17 protein-coding genes are annotated in these 18,700 nt (G+C 70.2%); 11 read left to right on the top strand and 6 right to left on the bottom strand.

What is annotated here, in order from left to right; genetic code table 11:
- Positions 1-53: 53 nt before the first annotated feature.
- Positions 54-443 carry an SAVMC3_10250 family protein gene (locus ACFVWU_RS40095; protein ID WP_387630516.1) on the bottom strand — a complete coding sequence of 130 codons (390 nt, stop codon included), beginning with the start codon at positions 441-443 and terminating at the stop codon, positions 54-56.
- Between the two features lie 20 nt (positions 444-463).
- On the opposite strand from ACFVWU_RS40095, the gene ACFVWU_RS40090 reads away from it, so the two are divergent.
- From ACFVWU_RS40090 to ACFVWU_RS40075, 4 genes are all read left to right on the top strand, one after another.
- Positions 464-1,018, top strand: coding sequence for a replication-relaxation family protein (locus ACFVWU_RS40090; protein ID WP_387630514.1), 555 nt, complete (start codon positions 464-466; stop codon positions 1,016-1,018).
- A 98-nt stretch (positions 1,019-1,116) separates the two neighbouring features.
- The gene (locus ACFVWU_RS40085; RefSeq protein ID WP_387630512.1) at positions 1,117-2,313 is read left to right on the top strand and encodes an ankyrin repeat domain-containing protein; all 1,197 of its coding nucleotides are present in this window, start codon (positions 1,117-1,119) and stop codon (positions 2,311-2,313) included.
- Between the two features lie 198 nt (positions 2,314-2,511).
- Positions 2,512-2,916, top strand: a complete 405-nt coding sequence (locus ACFVWU_RS40080) for a hypothetical protein (protein WP_387630510.1) — start codon at positions 2,512-2,514, stop codon at positions 2,914-2,916.
- A gap of 466 nt (positions 2,917-3,382) precedes the next feature.
- Positions 3,383-4,000: a HEAT repeat domain-containing protein gene (locus ACFVWU_RS40075; RefSeq protein WP_387630508.1), complete on the top strand. Its 618-nt coding sequence runs from the start codon at positions 3,383-3,385 to the stop codon at positions 3,998-4,000.
- Positions 4,001-4,101: 101 nt separating this feature from the next.
- Here ACFVWU_RS40075 and ACFVWU_RS40070 read toward each other — a convergent pair whose 3' ends face one another.
- A complete protein-coding gene (locus ACFVWU_RS40070) occupies positions 4,102-4,854 on the bottom strand; it encodes a hypothetical protein (RefSeq protein WP_387630518.1) in 753 nt (250 codons plus the stop codon).
- Here ACFVWU_RS40070 and ACFVWU_RS40065 point away from each other — a divergent pair.
- The 4 genes from ACFVWU_RS40065 (at position 4,763) to ACFVWU_RS40050 (ending at position 8,009) form a co-directional block, all read left to right on the top strand.
- Complete coding sequence (locus ACFVWU_RS40065; RefSeq protein WP_387630505.1) at positions 4,763-5,620, top strand: replication-relaxation family protein; 858 nt, start codon at positions 4,763-4,765, stop codon at positions 5,618-5,620. The two genes, ACFVWU_RS40070 and ACFVWU_RS40065, sit on opposite strands and share 92 nt — an antisense overlap.
- Positions 5,621-5,797: 177 nt before the next feature.
- Positions 5,798-7,279, top strand: a complete 1,482-nt coding sequence (locus tag ACFVWU_RS40060) for a hypothetical protein (protein WP_387630503.1) — start codon at positions 5,798-5,800, stop codon at positions 7,277-7,279.
- 234 nt (positions 7,280-7,513) lie between these two features.
- The gene (locus ACFVWU_RS40055) at positions 7,514-7,801 is read left to right on the top strand and encodes a hypothetical protein (protein WP_387630501.1); all 288 of its coding nucleotides are present in this window, start codon (positions 7,514-7,516) and stop codon (positions 7,799-7,801) included.
- Between the two features lie 52 nt (positions 7,802-7,853).
- Positions 7,854-8,009: a hypothetical protein gene (locus ACFVWU_RS40050; protein WP_387630498.1), complete on the top strand. Its 156-nt coding sequence runs from the start codon at positions 7,854-7,856 to the stop codon at positions 8,007-8,009.
- Between the two features lie 554 nt (positions 8,010-8,563).
- Here the strand turns inward: ACFVWU_RS40050 and ACFVWU_RS40045 are convergent.
- Positions 8,564-9,418 (bottom strand): hypothetical protein, encoded by an 855-nt coding sequence (locus ACFVWU_RS40045; protein ID WP_387630496.1) that lies wholly within the window; start codon positions 9,416-9,418, stop codon positions 8,564-8,566.
- A 438-nt stretch (positions 9,419-9,856) separates the two neighbouring features.
- On the opposite strand from ACFVWU_RS40045, the gene ACFVWU_RS40040 reads away from it, so the two are divergent.
- The 3 genes from ACFVWU_RS40040 to ACFVWU_RS40030 are packed head-to-tail and all read left to right on the top strand — an operon-like array spanning position 9,857 to position 13,539.
- Positions 9,857-10,321, top strand: coding sequence for a type VII secretion target (locus ACFVWU_RS40040; RefSeq protein WP_387630493.1), 465 nt, complete (start codon positions 9,857-9,859; stop codon positions 10,319-10,321).
- A gap of 15 nt (positions 10,322-10,336) precedes the next feature.
- The gene (locus ACFVWU_RS40035) at positions 10,337-12,469 is read left to right on the top strand and encodes a hypothetical protein (RefSeq protein WP_387630491.1); all 2,133 of its coding nucleotides are present in this window, start codon (positions 10,337-10,339) and stop codon (positions 12,467-12,469) included.
- Complete coding sequence (locus tag ACFVWU_RS40030; protein ID WP_387630489.1) at positions 12,466-13,539, top strand: hypothetical protein; 1,074 nt, start codon at positions 12,466-12,468, stop codon at positions 13,537-13,539. Before ACFVWU_RS40035 ends, ACFVWU_RS40030 begins: the two co-directional genes overlap by 4 nt.
- Before the next feature lie 434 nt (positions 13,540-13,973).
- Here the strand turns inward: ACFVWU_RS40030 and tpg are convergent, their stop codons facing one another.
- From tpg to ltrA, 3 genes are all read right to left on the bottom strand, one after another.
- Positions 13,974-14,555 carry a telomere-protecting terminal protein Tpg gene (tpg, locus tag ACFVWU_RS40025; protein WP_387630487.1) on the bottom strand — a complete coding sequence of 194 codons (582 nt, stop codon included), beginning with the start codon at positions 14,553-14,555 and terminating at the stop codon, positions 13,974-13,976.
- A gap of 89 nt (positions 14,556-14,644) precedes the next feature.
- The gene (gene tap, locus ACFVWU_RS40020; protein WP_387630485.1) at positions 14,645-16,402 is read right to left on the bottom strand and encodes a telomere-associated protein Tap; all 1,758 of its coding nucleotides are present in this window, start codon (positions 16,400-16,402) and stop codon (positions 14,645-14,647) included.
- Between the two features lie 342 nt (positions 16,403-16,744).
- The gene (gene ltrA / locus ACFVWU_RS40015) at positions 16,745-18,088 is read right to left on the bottom strand and encodes a group II intron reverse transcriptase/maturase (protein WP_387630483.1); all 1,344 of its coding nucleotides are present in this window, start codon (positions 18,086-18,088) and stop codon (positions 16,745-16,747) included.
- Between the last annotated feature and the right edge of the window lie 612 nt (positions 18,089-18,700).

Raw genomic sequence — 18,700 nt, 5'->3', positions numbered from 1 at the left:
AGATCCTGAGTCTCGACACCTCAAGATCTGCACAGGGGACGGCGTGTACTGCGTCAGGCGCTCCTCAGCGACCCACAGATGGAGCAGAAGAGCCCGAAATAGACCAGTCCGGCGAGTGCATGGGCGGAGTCTGGGTCCCTGTCTCGATATGGCGCCGTGGCCGCGTCACCGAAGCGAAACTCGTCTTCGAACTTGATCCAGGCGCCGGCGCGGAGGGTCCTGTCGGCCCGCTGCCGAACGCCTTTCGTCTTCTCAATCATCTTCACCGTGGCGTCCAGCAGTGAGACTGACGATCGCTGTGGCTCGCCCGGCAACGTTGCCTTGACCGTTGCAACCCCGACGTTGAATCCCGTCTCGACACCCACACGTTTTCGCAGGCTTCCAGGTAATTGGGGGACCAGCGCCCGCATCTTGCTCTCTGACAGGTAGAGCAGGTCGCGCATGATGCCTCCTGCATCCCTTGGTGAGTGCTATCGCCTTACGACACCAACATCCGTCCCCTTGCCAGGGAGCGCCAAACGGGTGTTGGGACGAACCGTCTGGGCGCTCGCGCGGTTCGACGGCGCGGGGTGCTGGCCGCTCCGGTGCCCAGCATGCGATGGCGGTCAACGAGACCGTGCTCGCGTTCGTCCTCGGCGGCAGCGCGCCCGGGACCGCGGGCGGTGTCGGCACGGTGCGGTCCTGGTCGACGGAGACCGAGTTCCCGCTGCTCGGCGGGAAGCGCAAGGTGCGCCCCGACGGCGTGTGGCAGGCCCCGGAGATCGGCGTGCCGGTCCTCATGGTGGAGGTCGACCGCTCGACCATGGCCATCGAGCGGGTGGCGGCGAAGTTCACCGCCTACCGTGAGCTGTTCCGCGTGAAGACCGTGACAACGGCCTGGCCCGGCTCCGGACGATCCGTGGTGGGAGGACCGGGTGCTCCACGCGAAGCTCTACCCGGTCAGGGACCGCAAAATGTGACCTATCGGCGGTGTGGCGGGGCGGCGGTTCGCGGGTGGCCGGGCGGGGTTGTGAGGTGAGGAGGACCGAGCGTGGTGGCGGCCTCGTTGAGCAGCGCGGGGATGTGGGGGTGGAAAACCGTTCGCCCCGGCGTTCGGGCGGCGGGCATGATCGGTCGGTGGATCTGCCTTTCCTGCTGGCCGCCGTCGAGCGCGGCGACGACACCACGGTCTTCGAGTTCCTGGAGGACGTGGCGAACGACGAACTCACCGGCGACGACGGCGTCACCCTGCTGGCCGCCGCCGCGTACGCCGGGCGCCACGAAGTCGTCGACCGCCTGGTCGTGTGGGACGTCGACCCGACCCGCCCCTGGGCCGGCGGCGTCGACCCGGTGACCTGGGCCGCCGAGAGCGGCGCCTACTGGGTCCTGAACGCGCTGCTGTCCCCCGACCGCGACCCGCTGCGCGCCGACAGTTGGCACCGCCGCGCGCTGCGGGTGGCACGGGCGGCCCTGGAGTCCGGGGCCGGTGCCGGGTCCGTGCCGCCTCCGGCCCACCGGGCGGTCATCACCGACCTGGAGGCGAAGCTCGGCATCCACCGCACGCCGGACGAGCTGATGGCCCGCGCCCTGGTCCATGCCGACCCCGAGCACGACGACTGGTTCGCGTCACTGCTCCGGATCGCCGAGCCGGAGAGCCAGGAGAGGTTCGACTGGGCCCGCGCGGTGGCCGAGGGCGCCGGGGAGGCCGGCTCGCTCGACCGCCGGCGCTTCGCGCTCGACGCGATCAGATTCCTCGGCTTCGGCTTCAACCCCGACACCCCCGACGAGCAGCCGTTCGCCCGGGAGGCCTCCGATTTCCTCCGGCCCCGGCTGGATACCGAGCAGGACTCGTACGCCCTGCGCACCGTCGTCGCGGCCTTCACCGGCTACTGCTCCCGCGAGGAGCTCCCGGCCGTCCTGGCCCATGCCGACCACCCCGACCCGGGGGTCCGCCACTGCGTCGCCCTGGCGTTCCCCGCCCTCCTGGCCGAGGGCCCCGACGCCCTCGCCGCTCTTCTGCGCCTGGCTGACGACCCCGCCGCCGTCACCCGGACCAGCGCGCTCTACGCCCTCACCCGCTCCCCCGTCGACACTCCTGCCCTGCGTGGCGTGCTGGTGGCCCACCTCACCGACCCCCACTTCGATGCCCGCCTCGAAGCCGCCGCCGCCCTGGCCCTGTGCGGCGACGAACGCGGCACGCCGGTCCTCGACGAGATCCGCCGCGGCATCAAGAACCCCAGCAGCCGCGGCGCGGGCCGCCTCGACGACCTCCACTACCAGCTCCGCGCCCGCACCCCTGGGCATGTGATCCCACGGCCCGGGCCGGCGATGTAGGCGGGGAGGTCAGAGAGCACCGAGCATGCCTCGCCCGTGCGTCCCGGGGCGCGCCGCAGCCGGTTCTGACCGACCGCGCGGGCCCTCGGGGCCCGCTGCCCCTTCCGTTGAGCGCGGCCCAGCCGGTGCCTCCGGCTGGGCCGTGTTGCTCTGTCGTCAGCGCCGCTGTCCACAGCCAACCCCGGCCAGGGTGGCGCCATGACGACGAAGAAGACCACAGCGCCCTGCCGGGCCCACGCCGCAGGCAGCTGGGGCAACTGCCCGGTGGCAGAGCTGCGCACCGTCCGGACACGGCTCCTGGCGTTGCTGGAGCGGTACGCCGACGGCCCGCTGAGCATGGACTACCGGTTCAGCCCGGACGAGACCACCCAGCGGGCGATCCGCCTGCTCGCGGCCCTCCTGAACGTGCCTCCCGGAGCCGTACGCCGCCACGCCCGCGGCTCCCGCTGGCCCGCCGGCCGCAAGCTGCGCCAGGTGGTGAACCACCGGACGGAGGAGGAGTTCTGTCCCGCGCGCCTGGCCGAGCGGGCAGCGAAGCAGGCCCGTGTGGAAGCGGCGGATGCCCGGCGCCGAGCCGCGCGAGCGAGCCACGGAGAGAAGTAGCCCAGCCACCTCCGCAGGTGTGACCTGTTGGTGTTGTGGGGCGTGAAATGGCCTCTCATCACTGGTTGTCTGGACCTTTGGTTGTGCCTGTTGGGGGTGTTCGCGGGTGCGAATCTGCAGTTCGTTGTCAACTGGTGGTCGGGTGGTGTCACTGACTCTGGATGGTGGCGGAGCTGAGGAGTGCCGTCGGTGGGGGAGTGGCTGGTGTCACTCTGGTGCGGATTTCCGCTGACATCCTGTGACGCGGCATGGTGACAGAGTCACGAAGTTCCCCTGGCCAGCGAGGCCGCCCGGGGGGCCGGACTGGTACTGCTGCGGTTGACCTGGGTCAGCGAGGGCTGATCACGCGAGGCTGTGTCCAGTCGGTTCATCACCCCGAGAAGCCCCTCCTCACCAGCCCGGCAGACGGTGTCGGTACGAGGCCCTACGCTGCGCCCGGAACGAAGCCGCGCAGACAGGGACCGTGATGGTGTTGACGCTGGATGAGGCCGTGGAGCAGCTCGGCCACCGGTTGTCGCCGAAGCGGCGTTCCGCCGCGACGCGGCTGCGCCGGCTTGCCGATCCCGTAGCGGGTCCGCCGCTCCTGGAGGCCCTTGAGCGGGAGGTTCATGACTCCCGTACGTGGGAGACCCAGTACCAGATGGTCATGGCGCTGGGGATGTGCGGTCATCGCCCCGCGCTCGGCCTGCTCCGGGACCTTGCCCGGCGCCCGTTCGAGGCGACCATGGTGTACACCGCGCTCGGCGACGCCATCGTGCGGCTGAGCGCTCCCGCGGCCACAGGCGATTCCTTGCGCTGGTGCGTGGACAGCGGTACCCCGATGCTCGCCGACGGCGCGTTGCGTGCCGTGGCGATGCAGCGGCTGCGCCTGGACACGGTCACGATCGACCACGTCCTTGACCTTCTTGAGCCTCTGGACCCTCACGACGGTCTCCGGTTCTGGGCCGCGGCTGCCGCAGCGGGTTGGCCGGGTTCCCGGGTCACGAGGTTTCTCTACGAATGCGCAGCCGGTCCCCGGTCCGATGTGGCCAGTGCAGCCGCCTCGTCCCTGCAGGGCAAGTACCAGACCTACACGCCCTTGTAGCAACCCGGCCGGTCAACGTTCGATGGCACGCCGGTGCTGCGCCGGTGGCTGTTCGCGGTCGTGGCTGGCCTCGTGGTTCCCGGAGCCCTGGTGGGGGCCGGTCAGCGGCCGGCCAGGTGGCGGGAGGCGAGGTGGACTTCCTCGAGCTGGGCGGTGGTCAGGCGTCGGGCTTCCCAGATGACGGCGGCCACGTCGGCGGCCTGCGGGTCCAGCGGCGGCAGGTCGTCCGGCAGTCGGACGCCGCCGAGCGCCGCCAGATCGCGGGCGGGAATGCCGAGCAGGCCCGCGAAGCCGGCGACCAGTTCGGGGGTCACTTCGACGGTGCCTCGGCCGATCCCTCCGATGGTGGACGCCACCAGGTAGATCCGCCCGCTGGTCACCGCGTACAGGGCCTTGGCTGTGCACGTCCAGTTGAGGTTCCGGCTGTGCGTGAGTTCCAGGAGTACCGCGCCGAGGCCCGGCTCGTACCGGTGGTACGGCCGGTCGATGCCACCCCGTCCCTCCCGCGGTACGAGGGGCTGTGCCCGGATCGCGTCCAGCAGCAGCCGCCGGTTCTCGGCGGGCATGGCCATCGTGTTGTAGACGACGGGGCTGACCGACCAGTGCGGATTGCGGGTGACCGGTGTCAGGTCGTCGGGTACCGGCTGCCCGGCCAGGACGAAAAGGTCGGCGGCGTGCAGGCTAAGCACCGGCCCGAGGTCCCTGATCAGCCGTTCGGTCGGCGGCCGCCCGCCGAGTACGGCCTGCAGCTCCTCCAGGCCGGTGCCGCCCGCCGTCGAGAGCACGCAGGCGTCGAGCGTCCGGTACCCCATCAGGCGCGCCAGCAGCGCACCGAACTCCAGCACTCCTGTCATTCCGTCAGCCTATCGACCTGCGTACAGGCCATCTGGAGCCCGCCCGGCGGCCCCGTGTTGCACCGGCGTCCGGCGCCACGCGTACCGCCGACTGGCAGGAACGGCCCGCCGCTGTCTCAGAAGTGATGCTTCTACCGCACGCCCCGCCCTGCCTGACGACCACGACGACCAGGCCGACGCCGTCGAACCGCAGCGGCCATCCCAGCCGGGACGGACCGCGTTCCGGCGCGGCGCCGACAACCCCAACGGCTCGACCACCGCGCTGCGCGCCGACGTCCTCGGCGCGCTCGGCGTCCTCAAGGTCGCCACCGCCGAACAGCTCCAGCGTCTGCTGCGCCCGGGGACGGCGTCGAACAAGGCGATCCGGCAGGCGCTCGGCGACCTCGCGCTGCACGGCCTGGTCGCCTCCGACGGCAACACGAAGGACCGGCACAAGACCTGGCGGCTGGAGGGTACGGCTGGGCTGGAGGCGGCCGGGCAGGTGCTCGGCCTGCCTCGCTCCGACATGGGCTCAACGGCTCGGGGCGCCGGGCGCTCCGGTGCCCAGCACGCGATGGCGGTCAACGAGACGATCGCCGCGCTGACGTACCGGTCCGGCAGGCGGTCAGTGTGGCGGGAACGGGGCGTGCGGAGTCGTGCAGTGCGCCCCTCGCGGTGCAAGTTCTGTGGTCGGAGCGACTGTTGGGTGTGGTGGTGTTCCGGACGTTGGTTCATACGGGTTATTCGCTCGGGAGGGTGTGGCCTTGGCCGGCCGGTGTGGTTGTAATGGCGGTGACCGACTGTGGGGTGCCCATTCCCTTGTCGGGGCGTCGGGGTGGTGATCGTTTGACGGGTCACTGTCCCCATGCACGGGCACCCTGGCAGGTGGAATTCGTCGGCCGTACCATCCGGCGCGGCCGTGTTCGGGCAGCCCCACTCCCGACTCACTCAAGGGGCTGCTCGCATGGCAGTAACCATCGTTCCCACCCCCGTGGCGGCGTGTTCCGCCTTCACCGCCACGGTCACCGGCGCGCCCGCGGGGGCCGTCACCGCTGTCTTCTTCTATGACGGCGCCGCCCCGCAGTCGCTGCCGGTGGTCGCCGGCGCCGCCGGACCGGCGACGTTCACGGCTGTCGGCTCCGGCGCGCAGCTGGTCCTGGTGACCTACCTGAATGCCGTCAACACGGTGGTCGGGGCCGACAGCGGCACGGTCACCGTCAACGCGGCGCCGGCCGGGACCATCTCCACGACGCTGTCGATCGCCGTCGGCGGCCTCGTGACCGCCCAGACCACCCTGACCTGCAGCGCCGGCCTGACTTCCGTCAACGGCACCCTGACCTACACCCTGCCGGGCGGGGTCACGGTCACCGCCCCGGTGGTCAACGGCGTGGTCGTTCCGGTCAGTCTGGGACTGGCGCTGACGGCAGGTCAGGTGGTGGGGGTCGGCTTCACTCCCGCCGCCGGCACCTGTGCGGCCTGCACCTTCGCGCCGATCACCGTCACCGTGCCGGCGCCGACGACCTGTTCGGTGGTCGTCATCCAGCCGGTGGTCGGCCCGATAGTCGCCGGCCAGCCCACCGTCGTGTCCGCGGTGGTGTTGTGCAACGGTGTGCCCGTTCCGGGTGCGGCGGTCACCTTCAACGGTGGCGGGGCCACTCCGGTGACCGTCACCACCAACGCACTCGGCATCGCCACCGGGTCGGTGACCTTCCCCACCGCCGGGCCGGTGTCGCTGACCGCCACCGTCACCGCAGCCGGCACCACCTGCACCTGCACCAACGTCGTCTCCGTCCCGGTCACCGTCACGGTGACCACGCCGCCGACCTGCCTGGTGCTCCTGCTGCCGCCGGTGGCCCCGGTGGTCGTCGGCCAGCCCACCGTCGTGTCCGCGGTGGTGTTGTGCAACGGCGTGCCCGTTCCGGGTGCGGCGGTCACCTTCAACGGCGGCGGGGCCACCCCGGTGACCGCCACCACCAACGCACTCGGCATCGCCACCGGGTCGGTGACCTTCCCCACCGCCGGGCCGGTGTCGCTGACCGCCACCGTCACCGCGGCCGGCACCACCTGCACCTGCACCAACGTCGTCTCGCTCCCCGTCCCGATCACCGTCGGCGTAGGCGGCCCCGCCGTGAGCCTGCAGGCTCTGCCGTCCTGCTGGTGGGGCCATTGGGAGCACCAGCTGGCGAACCCCTCGCACGGGCAGCCGTACCCCGTCACCGCCACACTGCAGGCCCAGCTCACTCCCGCGGCCGCTGGCGTGACGGTGAACTTCCTCATCGCCGGACAGCCGGTGGGCTCGGCGGTGACCGACGCGTCCGGGATCGCGACCCTCACCACCGACCTGAACCTGCTTCAGGTCCAATCCGGCACCTTCACCGCGACCGCCACCGTCGGCAGCACGACGCTGGAGTCGACCGGCACCCTGCTGCCCTGCAGGCCGCAGTAGTGACCGGACCGGTCCTATCGGGCCCGGGACGTGGATCGCGGACCGGTACTGGTGGCCGAGCCAGGTGAGGCCTGACCTCATCGTCCGCAGATGAGCGGCCGACCTCGAAGGTCCGTCCCCCCGCCCTCGCACGGCGGGGGGACGGACGTGCTGGGCGCGTAGCGGCGAAGCCACCGCACCCGCCGCGCCGCCCGCAACCGTACTGCCGCGTCCCTGGTCAGTGGAGTTGTCCCCATGAGCTTGACCATGTTCCTTCTCGCGCTCGGCACCACCTGTCGTGTCACCCGTTTCCTGACCAAGGACACCCTCGCGGGCGGTCTCAGGATCTGGGTCGCCGATCGCTTCGGCGAGGAGTCCAAAGCCGCCTACCTGATCACCTGCAGCTGGTGTTCGAGCGTCTGGGTATCCGCCGTCGCGGTCGGCTGTGCCGCGTGCCTGGAGAGCAGCCCGTGGTTCCGGATACCGGCGACCGCGCTCAGCGTCTCGTACCTGGCGGGTGTGGCCTCACGATGGCTGGACTGACCAACGCCCCCTCTCCAGAAGACCCCCAGTACCCGGAAAGGACACTGAACTCATGGCCTGCAACTGCGGCGGAGGATCACCGCAAACCGTCGTTTACCAGCTGAGCCTGCCTGACGGCACCGTTCGCCAGTACGTCACCTACCAGGAAGCCCTGGCCGCACAGCGCCGAGAAGGCGGCGCCGGAACGATCACCGTCGTCACCCGGTGACACGGGCGCCCGGCATCGGGGCACACCGAGGGCGGTCGGCGGTTCGACCGGCCGCCTTCCCCTTTCCGCACGAAGGGACGAGCAGCACCGTTGCCGTCCCGGCGCATCCGCGGGTCGGCCCGGATGACCACCCGGCTGCCGCCGCGCGGGGTGAGGCAGGACCATCCCTTGGATCTGCGACTCGCGAGGACCCTGCTGGACGTCTCGATCGTCAGCGTCGCGCTGCCCGCCCGCTGGCCGTCCTGGCAACGGGCCGTGGCCGGTGTTCGCACACCGTGGAGGGACCGGTCCGCACCCGAACCCCCGAGCGGGCAGCGGACTGGTCCCTGCGTCACGGGGACCGTCGTGACGAAAACGAGTCAGGGACTGGAGGGACCGGGACCGGGACCGGGAGTCACGGCCGTCGCTGCCGGGTGTCACCCCCGCCTGCCGCCGTGTCCCGCAGGTGAGAGGCGACGAGCCTGTGTGGTCGGGTAGCCAGGTCACGGCAACGTGATCCGGCTACCCGACGCACACCAGGCCGCTTCGTGTTCCCGGGTGGGCGGTTGGTGGGCTCAGTTGACGCAGTGGTCGACGGTGATCGGGCTGCCCTTGCAGTTGGTGGGGTGGTTGTCGGAGATCGCGGAGTCCTCGAAGACGGTGAATTGGGTGTTCGTCCAGACGCCGCCCGCGTTGGTGGTGCTGGTGCCGTTGCCGGAGCTGTTGTCGGTGACCTTGGTCTTGATGAGCTGAAGGTTGCCCGAGAAGCGCTGGCCGGTATCGTTGATGTTGTAGATCCCGCCGCCCTGTGAGTTCGCGTCGGTGGTCTTGTTGCGCACGACCTTGACGTCGTCGAGGACCAGGCCGCGGTTGTTCCAGAGCCCGCCGCCCTGGCCGTTCACTCCGGTGACGCTGTTCTCGCTGATGGTGGTGTGCCGGATCTCCGCGGTCTGGCTGGTCCACACGCCGCCGCCCCGGCTGGTCGCCGTGTTGTCGGTGATCCGGCTGCCCTCGATTTCCAGGATGTTGAAGTTGTTGATGCCGCCTCCCTGTGAGGCGGTGTTGCCGCTGACGTTGGTGTCGTGCAGTTTCGTGTGGTCGAAGTTTTGGATGCCGCCTCCCTGGCCGCCTGCCGTGTTGTCGGTCACGACACTGCTGTTGAGGTTGACGGTGCCGAAGTTGGTGAAGACGGCGCCGCCGTCGAAGGTCGCCGAGTTGTTGCTGAGGGTGGTGTTGTCGGTGTCGGTGGTGCCGCCGTCCTGTCGCAGCCCGCCGCCCAGCGAGCCGGAGACGCCGGCAGTCTGGGCGAGGCGCTTGGTGTCGTTCTTGGCGACCTTCTCCCACAGGAACTTGACCCTGGTGTTCAGGTGCAGCGGGATCGGCTTGGTGCGCTCGGCACGCTCCAGGCCCTCGTCGATCTCCCGGCTCACACTGCTCCTTCCCGGCCGTCGACCCGTGGCGGCCATCCCGGCCGGCATCGCGCTGGTACCCGCCGCAGTACGCCGGGCGCATCTGCCCGCGCTGCGAGCGGGCTGTCCGGTCGGCGTGAGTGCAGGTCAGGGCGGACGGCTTCCAGCCGGCTGGCCGCGCTCAAGTGAGGGTGCGCCCGAATGTTGGGCGCACCCACACCGTCCCGCCGGCGATGGACGAGCCGATCGCGCCTGCCAGGCGCACGACGCCGGGGACCTGCCCGTGTCAGAGAAGCGACCCGCCGGTAACAAGACCTGCACGCCCCGGCCCGTCTCCCCCACCCCGCGTGCAACCGCCGCTGCGGAGAGTGCGTCAGTACACCGACAGTGGGGCACGACACGGTCAGCGTGTCGCAGGGCAAACTGCCCCCACGCGGAGGGAAGGAGAGCTACACACCCATGGGAGAACCCGACTTCACCACCGGCCCGGTCGCCCCGGCGGCGGCATCGACACCCGGCACGCCGCCCAGCACCTCGCCGTACGCCAATCCCGCCAAGAGCGACAACACAGCGCCCTGGTACGCCGCTCCCCCCGGCATGGCGACCACCCAACTGGACGCCCCGCACGAACTCGCCGCCTCGGCCGGGATAGCCCGGCAGATCGCCACCGAGCTCAACCAGGCCAACAGCAACAGCGGGCCCCTCACGCTGGGCCTCAGTGAGTACATGAGCGCCGCGTCGGCGGGTACCTGCGGTTTCGCCTTCAGCAGCGCCGTCACCAGCTGCACCGAACGGTGGCTGAAGCAGTGCACAGCCCTGCACGACCGGATCGACGGGATCGCCACCAACCTCGACACCGCTCAGCGGACGTACACGGCCAACGAGGACAAGAACGCCCAGCTGTTCGGCACGGCAGTTCGCTAAGGGGGAACCGGGCACATGGTGTCCTTCAAGCAGTTATACGAAGCCCGTCCGGATGCGGTCACGGAGGCGTCCGAAGCCTGGTCCAGCGTCGCCAAGACCCTCACCACCCTGGACGGCCGGGTCCGCAAGGACCTCACCAGCACGGCGCAGCGGGCCGGTTGGAAGGGCGTGGCGGCGGCCAACGCGAACTCGGCGCTGGAGGGGGTGGACACCGACTTCAAACAGGCGTCGGCGGTCGCGACCGCCCTCGCCGCGATCATCACCACCGCCGCCGAGGAGTTCCGCGCGGCCCACAACGACCTCCTCACCGCGATCTACGACGCGAAGACCGAGGAGCTGACCGTCACCCCCGATGGCGAGGTCTGCTGGGCCCCGCTGCCCGGCTCGCGGAACGACCCCGACGGGGTCGAGGCCGCCAAGAAGTACAACACCGAGATGCGGGCCAAGGCCGACGCGATCTCCACCCGCCTCGGCAAGGCCGTCGACCGGGCCACCGCCGCCGATCAGACGGCCGCCGCCGCCCTCCAGAGCGACATCGGCACCAGCACCACCTCATTCAACCCGAAGCCGTACGGCGCTGGCCCGATCGCTGACGCCAACCGGGCCAAGGACCTGATGTCCAAGGCCGGCAGCCTCTCCGATGACCAGCTCAAGCAGTTGCAGGCCCTCATGGCCGCCAACGCGGGCAACAAGGACTTCTCCACCACGCTGCTCAACGGCCTCAACTACGGCGGCAAGACCGGCCCGGACGCCCTGCTGGAGTACTCCAAGGTCTACGGCGACCTCGCCCACGGCAACCACAACGCCAAGGGCTACCAGGACGTCTACGGCAACCTGTCGACGGTCCTCGCGACGGCCACCCGCGACGGCGGCATGGGCAAGGACTGGGAGGACGGCCTCCTGAAGGCCGCACGCCGGCCCGGAGACTCGGCGGCAGGCTGGAACGACAACTACCCGGCGCTCACCTCGCTGCTGGGTGCGGGCGGGAAGTTCGACAAGGCGTTCCTGCTCAAGGCCGGAAACGACCTGGTCGACTTCGAGCGCACCAGCAAGGCCAAGGGCGAAGACCTCTGGGGCCCGAAGTGGAACGGCGGGGCCAACCAGTCGGACCCGATGGGCGGTCTGATGAACGCGTTCAGCCATAACCCCGAGGCGTCGAAGGACTTCTTCGACCCCGGGAAGGGCAAGAATCTGGACTACCTGCTGCACGAGCGGAAGTGGCCCGCCCAGGGCTACGAGCAGAACGCCGTCGCCGGCTTCACGCCCTCACGTAGCGCGTTCGGCTACGCGCTGGAGGCAGCCACGACCGGTCGGGACCCGCACAGCGACCAACCGATCGTCCACCCCCACGACAAGGTCATGTCGCAGATCATGGACGAGACGATGAAGTCCTTCGCCGGCACCGGTCAGGGGGACAAGACGTCCCTTCCGGCCGGACTCCGCCGGCCGATGGCCGACATGATCGCCGACTACGCCGCGGACATGCACGAGATCCTCGGCAAGCCGCTGCACGGCCCTTCCGAACCCAGCGGTCTCACCGTCACCCAAGACCAACTCCTACGTCTCATCCGGGGCTCCGCCGAGGACCCGGCATCCTTCGCCGTCATCCAGCACGCGGAGACCCAGGAGATCGCCCGCCGCCTGGACGGGCTCGACCGGGACGCCGTGAGGCCCGATGCGACAGGCCATGCGAAGCCCCAGCTGGAAGCCCTCATCCACAACTCCGCCGCCACCCTCGGCGCACTCGACGCGGTGTACGCCGACGCCGCCGTCGACCACGCGGACGCCGAGAAGTCGACCGCGGACTGGCAGGCGAAGATGAACTACCACCTGCTCGGCACACCAGCGAACCTGATTCCGGGAGTGGGCGACGTCGCGCAGCGCTACGTCGACATCGGGACCGCCGCGTACGCGGACGGCGTCAAGTCGAAGATCGACACGGGGCTCAAGGACAATCTGAGCTCCCACTTCTCGGCAGGGCGGCAGCAGTTGGACGCGATGATCAACTACAAGATGATCACGTCCGGATACGACAGCAAGACCCTGGACCTCGACGGCGGCATCCCCCAGCAGCTGCAGGCGAACGCGGGTACCGCCTACGACGTCGGGATCAACAACACCTATCGCACCGTCTTCGGCAGGTCGTGAGCACCGTGGGAACTGGAAACAAGAGCGGGCCTCCCGACGACAACGCAGGACCGGCCAGCAAGGTCGGTGCCGCGCTGAATCGGCGCGGGTTCACCACACGGAGGCTGCGGATTCGGCTGGCGGTGGTGCTGTTGGCATTCTCCCTCGTCCCGGTCGGAGCGGTGGGCTTCATGCTGTACCGGCTGACGAACCTCGGAGGCCCGGACAGCGTCTGCGACGGGGCCGTCACCGCGGACGAGGTGCACGATCTCCTGGGGTCCGGGCGGATCAGCGAGGACAAGGGACGCTACTCGGCGACGAAGGACTTCACCGGGAACAGCTGCTCCGCCACGGTCCGATCCGGCCTGTTCGAGACTTCCGAGAAGGTCGTACAGTTCAACATCGTCCTTAACACCGGCGACGGCCCGGGCACGTTGGCCGCATCGGATGCCCGGCTGTTCTCCGGCGACGCGGCCGGCTCGGTGACCCCTGACGTCGCGTGGGCTGTGCTCCCCGAGGGGTGCCAGAAGGGCGTACGCACCGAGGTGTTCACCAGCGAGAAGGGCCATGACGAGGCCAGGGCTCGCATGGCTGTGGCCTTCGCCAACGGGGTGGCCAAGGCGCGCTCGTGCGCCGACCGAAAGCTGCCGCTACCGAAGAACCTGCCGACGAAGGGGGTCGAGAGACAACCGGACTGGGCCAACCTCTGCGGCCTGCCCGGGTTCGCACCCGCGAAGAACCCCGAGGCGCAGCTGGACGTGTCGCAGCAGGTCACGACCGGGTTCGCCCCTATCTGGTCCTGCACAATCGGCACGAACCCGACGCACGACGGTCGGACGAAGGTCTTCGCGATCACAACCGATCCGCGGACCACCGCCCTGACCCAGAAGGACGGCAAGGACCCGGCCGGGCCCGGGCGGGCTCGGTGGGTCGCCGGCGGGACACTCGTCGTCACCTGCCAGGGAAAGGACGTCTTCTTCAGCCTCAGCGGCGGCTACGAAGGACCTGCTCTGTTCCCCGACAACGACGACCTGGTACGGAAGTTCCTCACCGCCGGGGGCAAGGCAATCGGCTGCGAGCCGATTCTCTGATCGCCTCCGTCGAGGGGCCGACTCTGTGACGGCCCCTCGACGGACGGATCGAGCGATGGCCGACCTCGATAGCGATCCCCGGAGCGGTCGCCCTGCTGCGCGATTCGCGAAACGGCTGGCGCCAGGCCACCGAGGTCGGTGGTGAGGGCGCTGTCGTACGCCTCGATCAGCAGGTCGGCGCTCGCTCGGGTGGCCAGGGGTAGGGCGGCCGGCGGCGGTCGTGGTCGGGCCCAGCTCGGCCGTCTGACAACCGCCCCGTCCCGCCTGTCGGCCGCCACCGTGCCGCAGCCGATCACGACAGCCAGATGCAGCACCGAGCCGCGCCCGCCGACGGCAGGCGCATACCGCCCAGGATCGGGAACGCCGCACCTGCCGACCTCCTCGGAGAACGAGCGCCGTACGCGGCTGTGCACACCCGATGCCAGCACCAGGTTCTACAGCTCGACGTCCATCCACGCGATGTCGTTCAGCTCGACGTCGAGGCCGCGGGCGCGGTGGCCGTTGTCCTTGAAGTAGTGCTCGCGCAGGCCTTCAGCGAGGATCCGCTCCTGCTCGTCCTGGCTGGCTCCGGCGTCGCGGGCCTCGTAGAGCCGCTGGGCGACCGAGCCGGGCATCTTCTGGGTGATCATCCGGGGGCGGGGGTCGTCGGTGGAGCCGCCGGCCGCGCTGTAGCCGAAGGTCGCCTGGATGTGGAGCATGAAGCCGTTCTTCTCGGCGTCGCGGCGCACCCGCTGTTTCACCCGTGGCTGCCAGGCCGCCCGTACCGCCCGCTCGACTTTCGCGGCGTTGGCCTTGGTCATGGGGATGTCGCCGGTCAGCTCGCCTGCGGCGAGGGCGGTCAGGGCGTGGGCCCAGCGCTGGGCGGTGCGCACTGAGACGCTGGCGGCCTGGGCGAGGCGCTTGGTGTCGTTCTTGGCGACCTTCTCCCACAGGAACTTGACCCGGGTGTTCAGGTGGACCGGGATGGGGCGGGTGCGCTCGGCGCACTCCAGGCCCTCGTCGATCTCCCGGCTCATGGGGCATCAGGTCCTTCCTCGCCCCACCCGGGGCGAACTCAAGTAATAGGAGGCGGCCCGCCAGGCAGGTGCCGGCGGGCCGCGCGGGGCTACTCGTCGGCGGAGACGACGCCGCCGGTCTTGATGTGCCGGGCGGGGTTGGCGTCGTCGGCGAGCAGCTCGGCGATCTCGGTCATGGGCCTGCTGCCCTCGAACTTGACCATCCCGGGCGACACCCCGAGGCGCAGGGCGGTGGTGAGGGTGCCGTCGGTCTTGGTGAGGATGTCGAGGGCGCTGGGTCCGGGGGCGGCGAAGACGGCGCAGTCGGAGAGCACGGCGAAGGCGTGCAGGCCGGTGTCGGCGGCCATCTTGCGGAGTTTGCGGTGGAGGTTGACGGTGGCGGTGTCGATGACGAGGGCGCGCATCAGCGGGTCCCAGGTCGGGCGTTCCAGGGCGGCCCAGCGTTCGCCGGGTTTGTAGCCGTGGCCGCGGGGGCGTTCGCGCATTTTGCCGATGGTGCCCTTGGCGGTCTGCTTGATCGCGGTGAGTACGGCGAGCTCGGCCGGGTCGCCGGTGGTCTTGAGGCCGGCCATGGTGTCCAAGAACGCCACCGGGTCGGTGTCGGCGAGGGTGAGCGGGACGCCGAGGGCGGCCATCGTGTCCAGGTATGCCTGCCGCAGGTGCTTGTGCCACGGGTCGAGGTAGGGGCCGTGCTCGTGGCGCAGCCAGCCCTCGGTCGGGCGCACGGTGGCGCCGAGCTCGATGGCGTAGGCGACCTTCACCGTGCTGTACCAGGCGGGGCCGGTCGGGCGGGAGCCGTCCGCGGTGAACGGCGAGGGGAGCAGCGGGTTGGTCTCCACGTGGGAGAGGTCGGCCAGCCAGGAGCCGGGGATCTTCGGGTCGAAGACCGGGTGCAGCTCGTGGACCGGCGGGCCCAGCGGCAGGGTGAGGCGGCCGGCGGCGGCGAGGAACGCCATGTTGACGTCCAGTCCGACCCCGTACAGCGCCGTCTTCTTCTCGTCGTCGGTGAGCTCCCGGAACCAGTCCCACGCCTCGGTGACCAGCTGGCCGCCCGGCCCGCGGTTCTGGGCGAGCGGGTGCATGTCCAGGACCTCCGGCGGCGCCGGGTCGAACGCGCCCTTCGGGCGGGAGCCCTCCACCGGGCCGGAGGTCCAGCCGGCCTCGGTGCGCACCGCCTTCGTGGGCGGGCGCAGCGCGGTCACCAGCTCCAGGCCGGAGACGGCGGTGGAGCCGCGCGGGGTGAGGACGCGTTTCGCGTAGGTGCCGAGCAGGCGGGCCAGGTCCGGGGCGCCGAGGCCGTCGGAGATCTGCCAGCCGCCGGAGGCGAGCGCGCCCCAGGCGGGGATGCACAGCTGCACGCACTGGCGCTTGCCGTCCTCGGGTGTGCGGTAGACCCGCGCCCACGGCCCGAGGCCGCGCTGGGTGAGCAGCCAACCGGCCTTCTCCACCTGTTTGACGGCCTTGTGCGTCTTCGGCAGCTGGCCCAGGCGCTGGACGAACTCCTTCTTCTCGTCCCGGCCCATCGGCGGCAGGCCGAGCTCGGCCAGGGCGGCGTCGGTGAGGACGACCAGGGCATCGCCGTCCTTGCCGTGCCGGTGCAGCCGCGGAGAGCCGAGCTTCACCTCGAGCGCCCACTGGGCGACGTCGGCGACGGTCCGCCCGGCCGGCGCGGTCGGCGCCTGGGTGCCGTCGGCGAGGTAGGCCACCAGCGCCCGGCCGGACGGCGCGACGTCTTTTCGGGTGCGGTCGGGCTCAGCAGCGATGAGGAAGCCGAGCTGCCCCCTGACGTTGTCGGGGCGGTCAGCAGCCTTCTGTCTCGCTTCCTCCCTGACCAGCGGCCTTCCCACGACCAGGTCTGGGCGCCGCCAGTTCCGCCCAGGTTCGAGCCGATTGCCTACCCCGGACAGACAGTAGAGCCGACGGACACGTAGAGACGGAACGCGATGACGGCGCCTGTCGGCGAGCGCCACGGCAGGCGGTCCCCCACTGCTCTTGGCGGGCCGGTCAGAGGTTCCGCAGGTAGGCGAGCCGGACGGTACGGGCCGCCTGCTCAGGGGTGCCGTGCAGCATCGCTTCCCGGGTGGCCTGAGTAGGGTCGGGGACTGGCGCGGTGGCCGTTGCTCCGTTTCCAGTCCCCGCCGCTTCAAACCGTGCATGCAGTTCTCCCGCACACGGCTTTCCGACATCGTTCACCGGCTGGCATACGCTGTCGCCCCGCGCACGTTCCCGGTCAGGCGGTAGACCCCGAGCCGACTGATCCACGCGTAGGTGAACCGCGTGGTCCAGTTCCGGCCCCGCAGGCCGTGTTTTCGGCTGGCGAAGATAGCCAGCCGCTCGTGGACGTAGCCGTCGACCGCGTTGAACTTCCGCCCCGAGTTTCCGTTACGGAAGTACGCTGCCCACCCCCGGAGTACGGGGTTGAGGTCGGCCACCACGGCGGTCACCGGCCGTTCGGTCCGGGATCTGGAGGTCGCCGCGCGGATCTTGTCCCGCAGCACCCCCATCGCCCGTTGCGAGGGCCAGCGTTGCAGGTAGAATCTGCCCCGCCACTTCCACGACTCCACCTTCCGGTGGTGGAATCCGAGGAAGTCGAAGCCCTGCCCGCCCCGCGTGAGGCAGACGATGCCGGACTTCTCGGGGTGCAGCCGCATCCCGAGACCGCCCAGCACCTCGGCCGCCAGCTCACGCGCCTGCTCGGCGCGCTGCCTGGTCGGCGACAGGACCACGAAATCGTCGCAGTAGCGCACCAACGTCCCCAGTCGCCAGCCTCGGCCCTGCCACGCCTCGTCGAGGACATGCAGTGCGATGTTGGCCAGCAGCGGAGAAATCGGTGAGCCCTGCGGGGTTCCCGCCCCGGTCGGGGAGGTCACCCCGCCCTCCAGTACTCCCATCCGCAGCCATGCCCGGATCAGTTTCAGCATCGACCGGTCCACGACCCGCCGGGCCACCTGGGCCATCAGCGCGTCGTGGTCGATCGTCCCGAAACAGTCCCGGATGTCGGCCTCGAACACCCACTCCTGCCGCTGGTTCGCCGCGACGCGCACGGCCTCGCACGCGTCGATCGCGGACCGCTTGGGCCGGAATCCGTAGCTCGCCTCGGTGAACCGGGCCTCGAAGACCGGTTCCAGGACCAGTTTCGCGGCCGTCATCACCACCCGGTCCGCCACGGTGGGGATCGACAACGGCCGGAGCTCCCCCGGCCGCCCCGGCTTGGGAATCCGGACCCGCCGCAGCATCGACGGACGATACGTATGCGTCCGCAGCCGCTCGGCCAGGTCCTGGAGGAACGCTTCCACCCCCGAGGCCGCCACCTGGTCGACGGTCACGCCGTCTACGCCAGGGGCGCCCCGGTTCGCACACACGCTGGACCATGCCCGCCACAAGACGTCCATGCGGTGGACGTGGCAGTACAGGGCATGGAACCGGCGTTCGGGTTCTTGCTTGGCACAGCGGTAGAGCGTCCACTGCAAGGCTCGGACCTTGTCCAGAGGACGCCGCTCATCGCGGCCTGTGTCCTCCCGGCGGGCGGACACAGCCTTCTCGGCACTCACCCGGGCCCCTCCTTGTTCGTGTCAGCATCGATGAAGCAGGGGCCCTTCGCTCCTGACGGGTTGTGTTGTCCCGCCGATCGGCACTACTACGACCCCCTCCGACTGCCTCTCAACAGCCCACCACTTCCCGGTTCCGCCGGTTATAGGCGAGCCACACTCCCGGGCCGCAATCCCCAGGGCCGAGTAGGCCCTCTCCAGTTCCCAGGACACCCCTCCGACCATTCCACGCCCCTTACGCCGGGAGGTTCTTGAGCGCCCGCTCCAGGATCTGGGACGCCTTCCATGGCCTTCGCCCTTCAAGCACAGGCTCGGCTCCTCCTTGGCCCACCCCTCCCGGGGCGGGGGTTAAATAACGGCGCTGCAGGCTTCACTTGATGTTGCGGACTGGCCGGTCGCACGCCCCCGAAGGACGCTTGTCACTCCACTTCGACGCCGCCCTCTCGAACGACGCCGGGAGTCAGCTACCGGGGACCCTGGCGTCTCCCCGGACCGGACTTGCACCGGCTAGTCCCGGACTTCGCACATGGGGTTTTAGGTCTCCAGCCAGCGGGGTCGGGTTTCGTCAATGCTGAGGAGTTCGAGCAGGTGTGCTTG

Origin of the sequence: Kitasatospora sp. NPDC058190 (genome assembly GCF_042883685.1) — a bacterium.
Taxonomy (GTDB): Bacteria; Actinomycetota; Actinomycetes; order Streptomycetales; family Streptomycetaceae; genus Kitasatospora.
Note: the sequence above shows the minus strand (reverse complement) of the source record. Positions and strands in the feature narration are given on the sequence as shown.

Excerpts from the sequence above, each read along its gene's own strand:
- ACFVWU_RS40040 (WP_387630493.1), top strand. The coding sequence starts at position 9,857 with ATGGGAGAACCCGACTTCACCACCGGCCCGGTCGCCCCGGCGGCGGCA.
- ACFVWU_RS40075 (WP_387630508.1), top strand. The coding sequence starts at position 3,383 with ATGGTGTTGACGCTGGATGAGGCCGTGGAGCAGCTCGGCCACCGGTTG.
- ACFVWU_RS40050 (WP_387630498.1), top strand. The coding sequence starts at position 7,854 with ATGGCCTGCAACTGCGGCGGAGGATCACCGCAAACCGTCGTTTACCAG.
- ACFVWU_RS40055 (WP_387630501.1), top strand. The coding sequence starts at position 7,514 with ATGAGCTTGACCATGTTCCTTCTCGCGCTCGGCACCACCTGTCGTGTC.
- ACFVWU_RS40080 (WP_387630510.1), top strand. The coding sequence starts at position 2,512 with ATGACGACGAAGAAGACCACAGCGCCCTGCCGGGCCCACGCCGCAGGC.
- ACFVWU_RS40035 (WP_387630491.1), top strand. The coding sequence starts at position 10,337 with ATGGTGTCCTTCAAGCAGTTATACGAAGCCCGTCCGGATGCGGTCACG.
- ACFVWU_RS40095 (WP_387630516.1), bottom strand. The coding sequence starts at position 443 with ATGCGCGACCTGCTCTACCTGTCAGAGAGCAAGATGCGGGCGCTGGTC.
- tpg (WP_387630487.1), bottom strand. The coding sequence starts at position 14,555 with ATGAGCCGGGAGATCGACGAGGGCCTGGAGTGCGCCGAGCGCACCCGC.
- ACFVWU_RS40060 (WP_387630503.1), top strand. The coding sequence starts at position 5,798 with ATGGCAGTAACCATCGTTCCCACCCCCGTGGCGGCGTGTTCCGCCTTC.
- ACFVWU_RS40070 (WP_387630518.1), bottom strand. The coding sequence starts at position 4,854 with ATGACAGGAGTGCTGGAGTTCGGTGCGCTGCTGGCGCGCCTGATGGGG.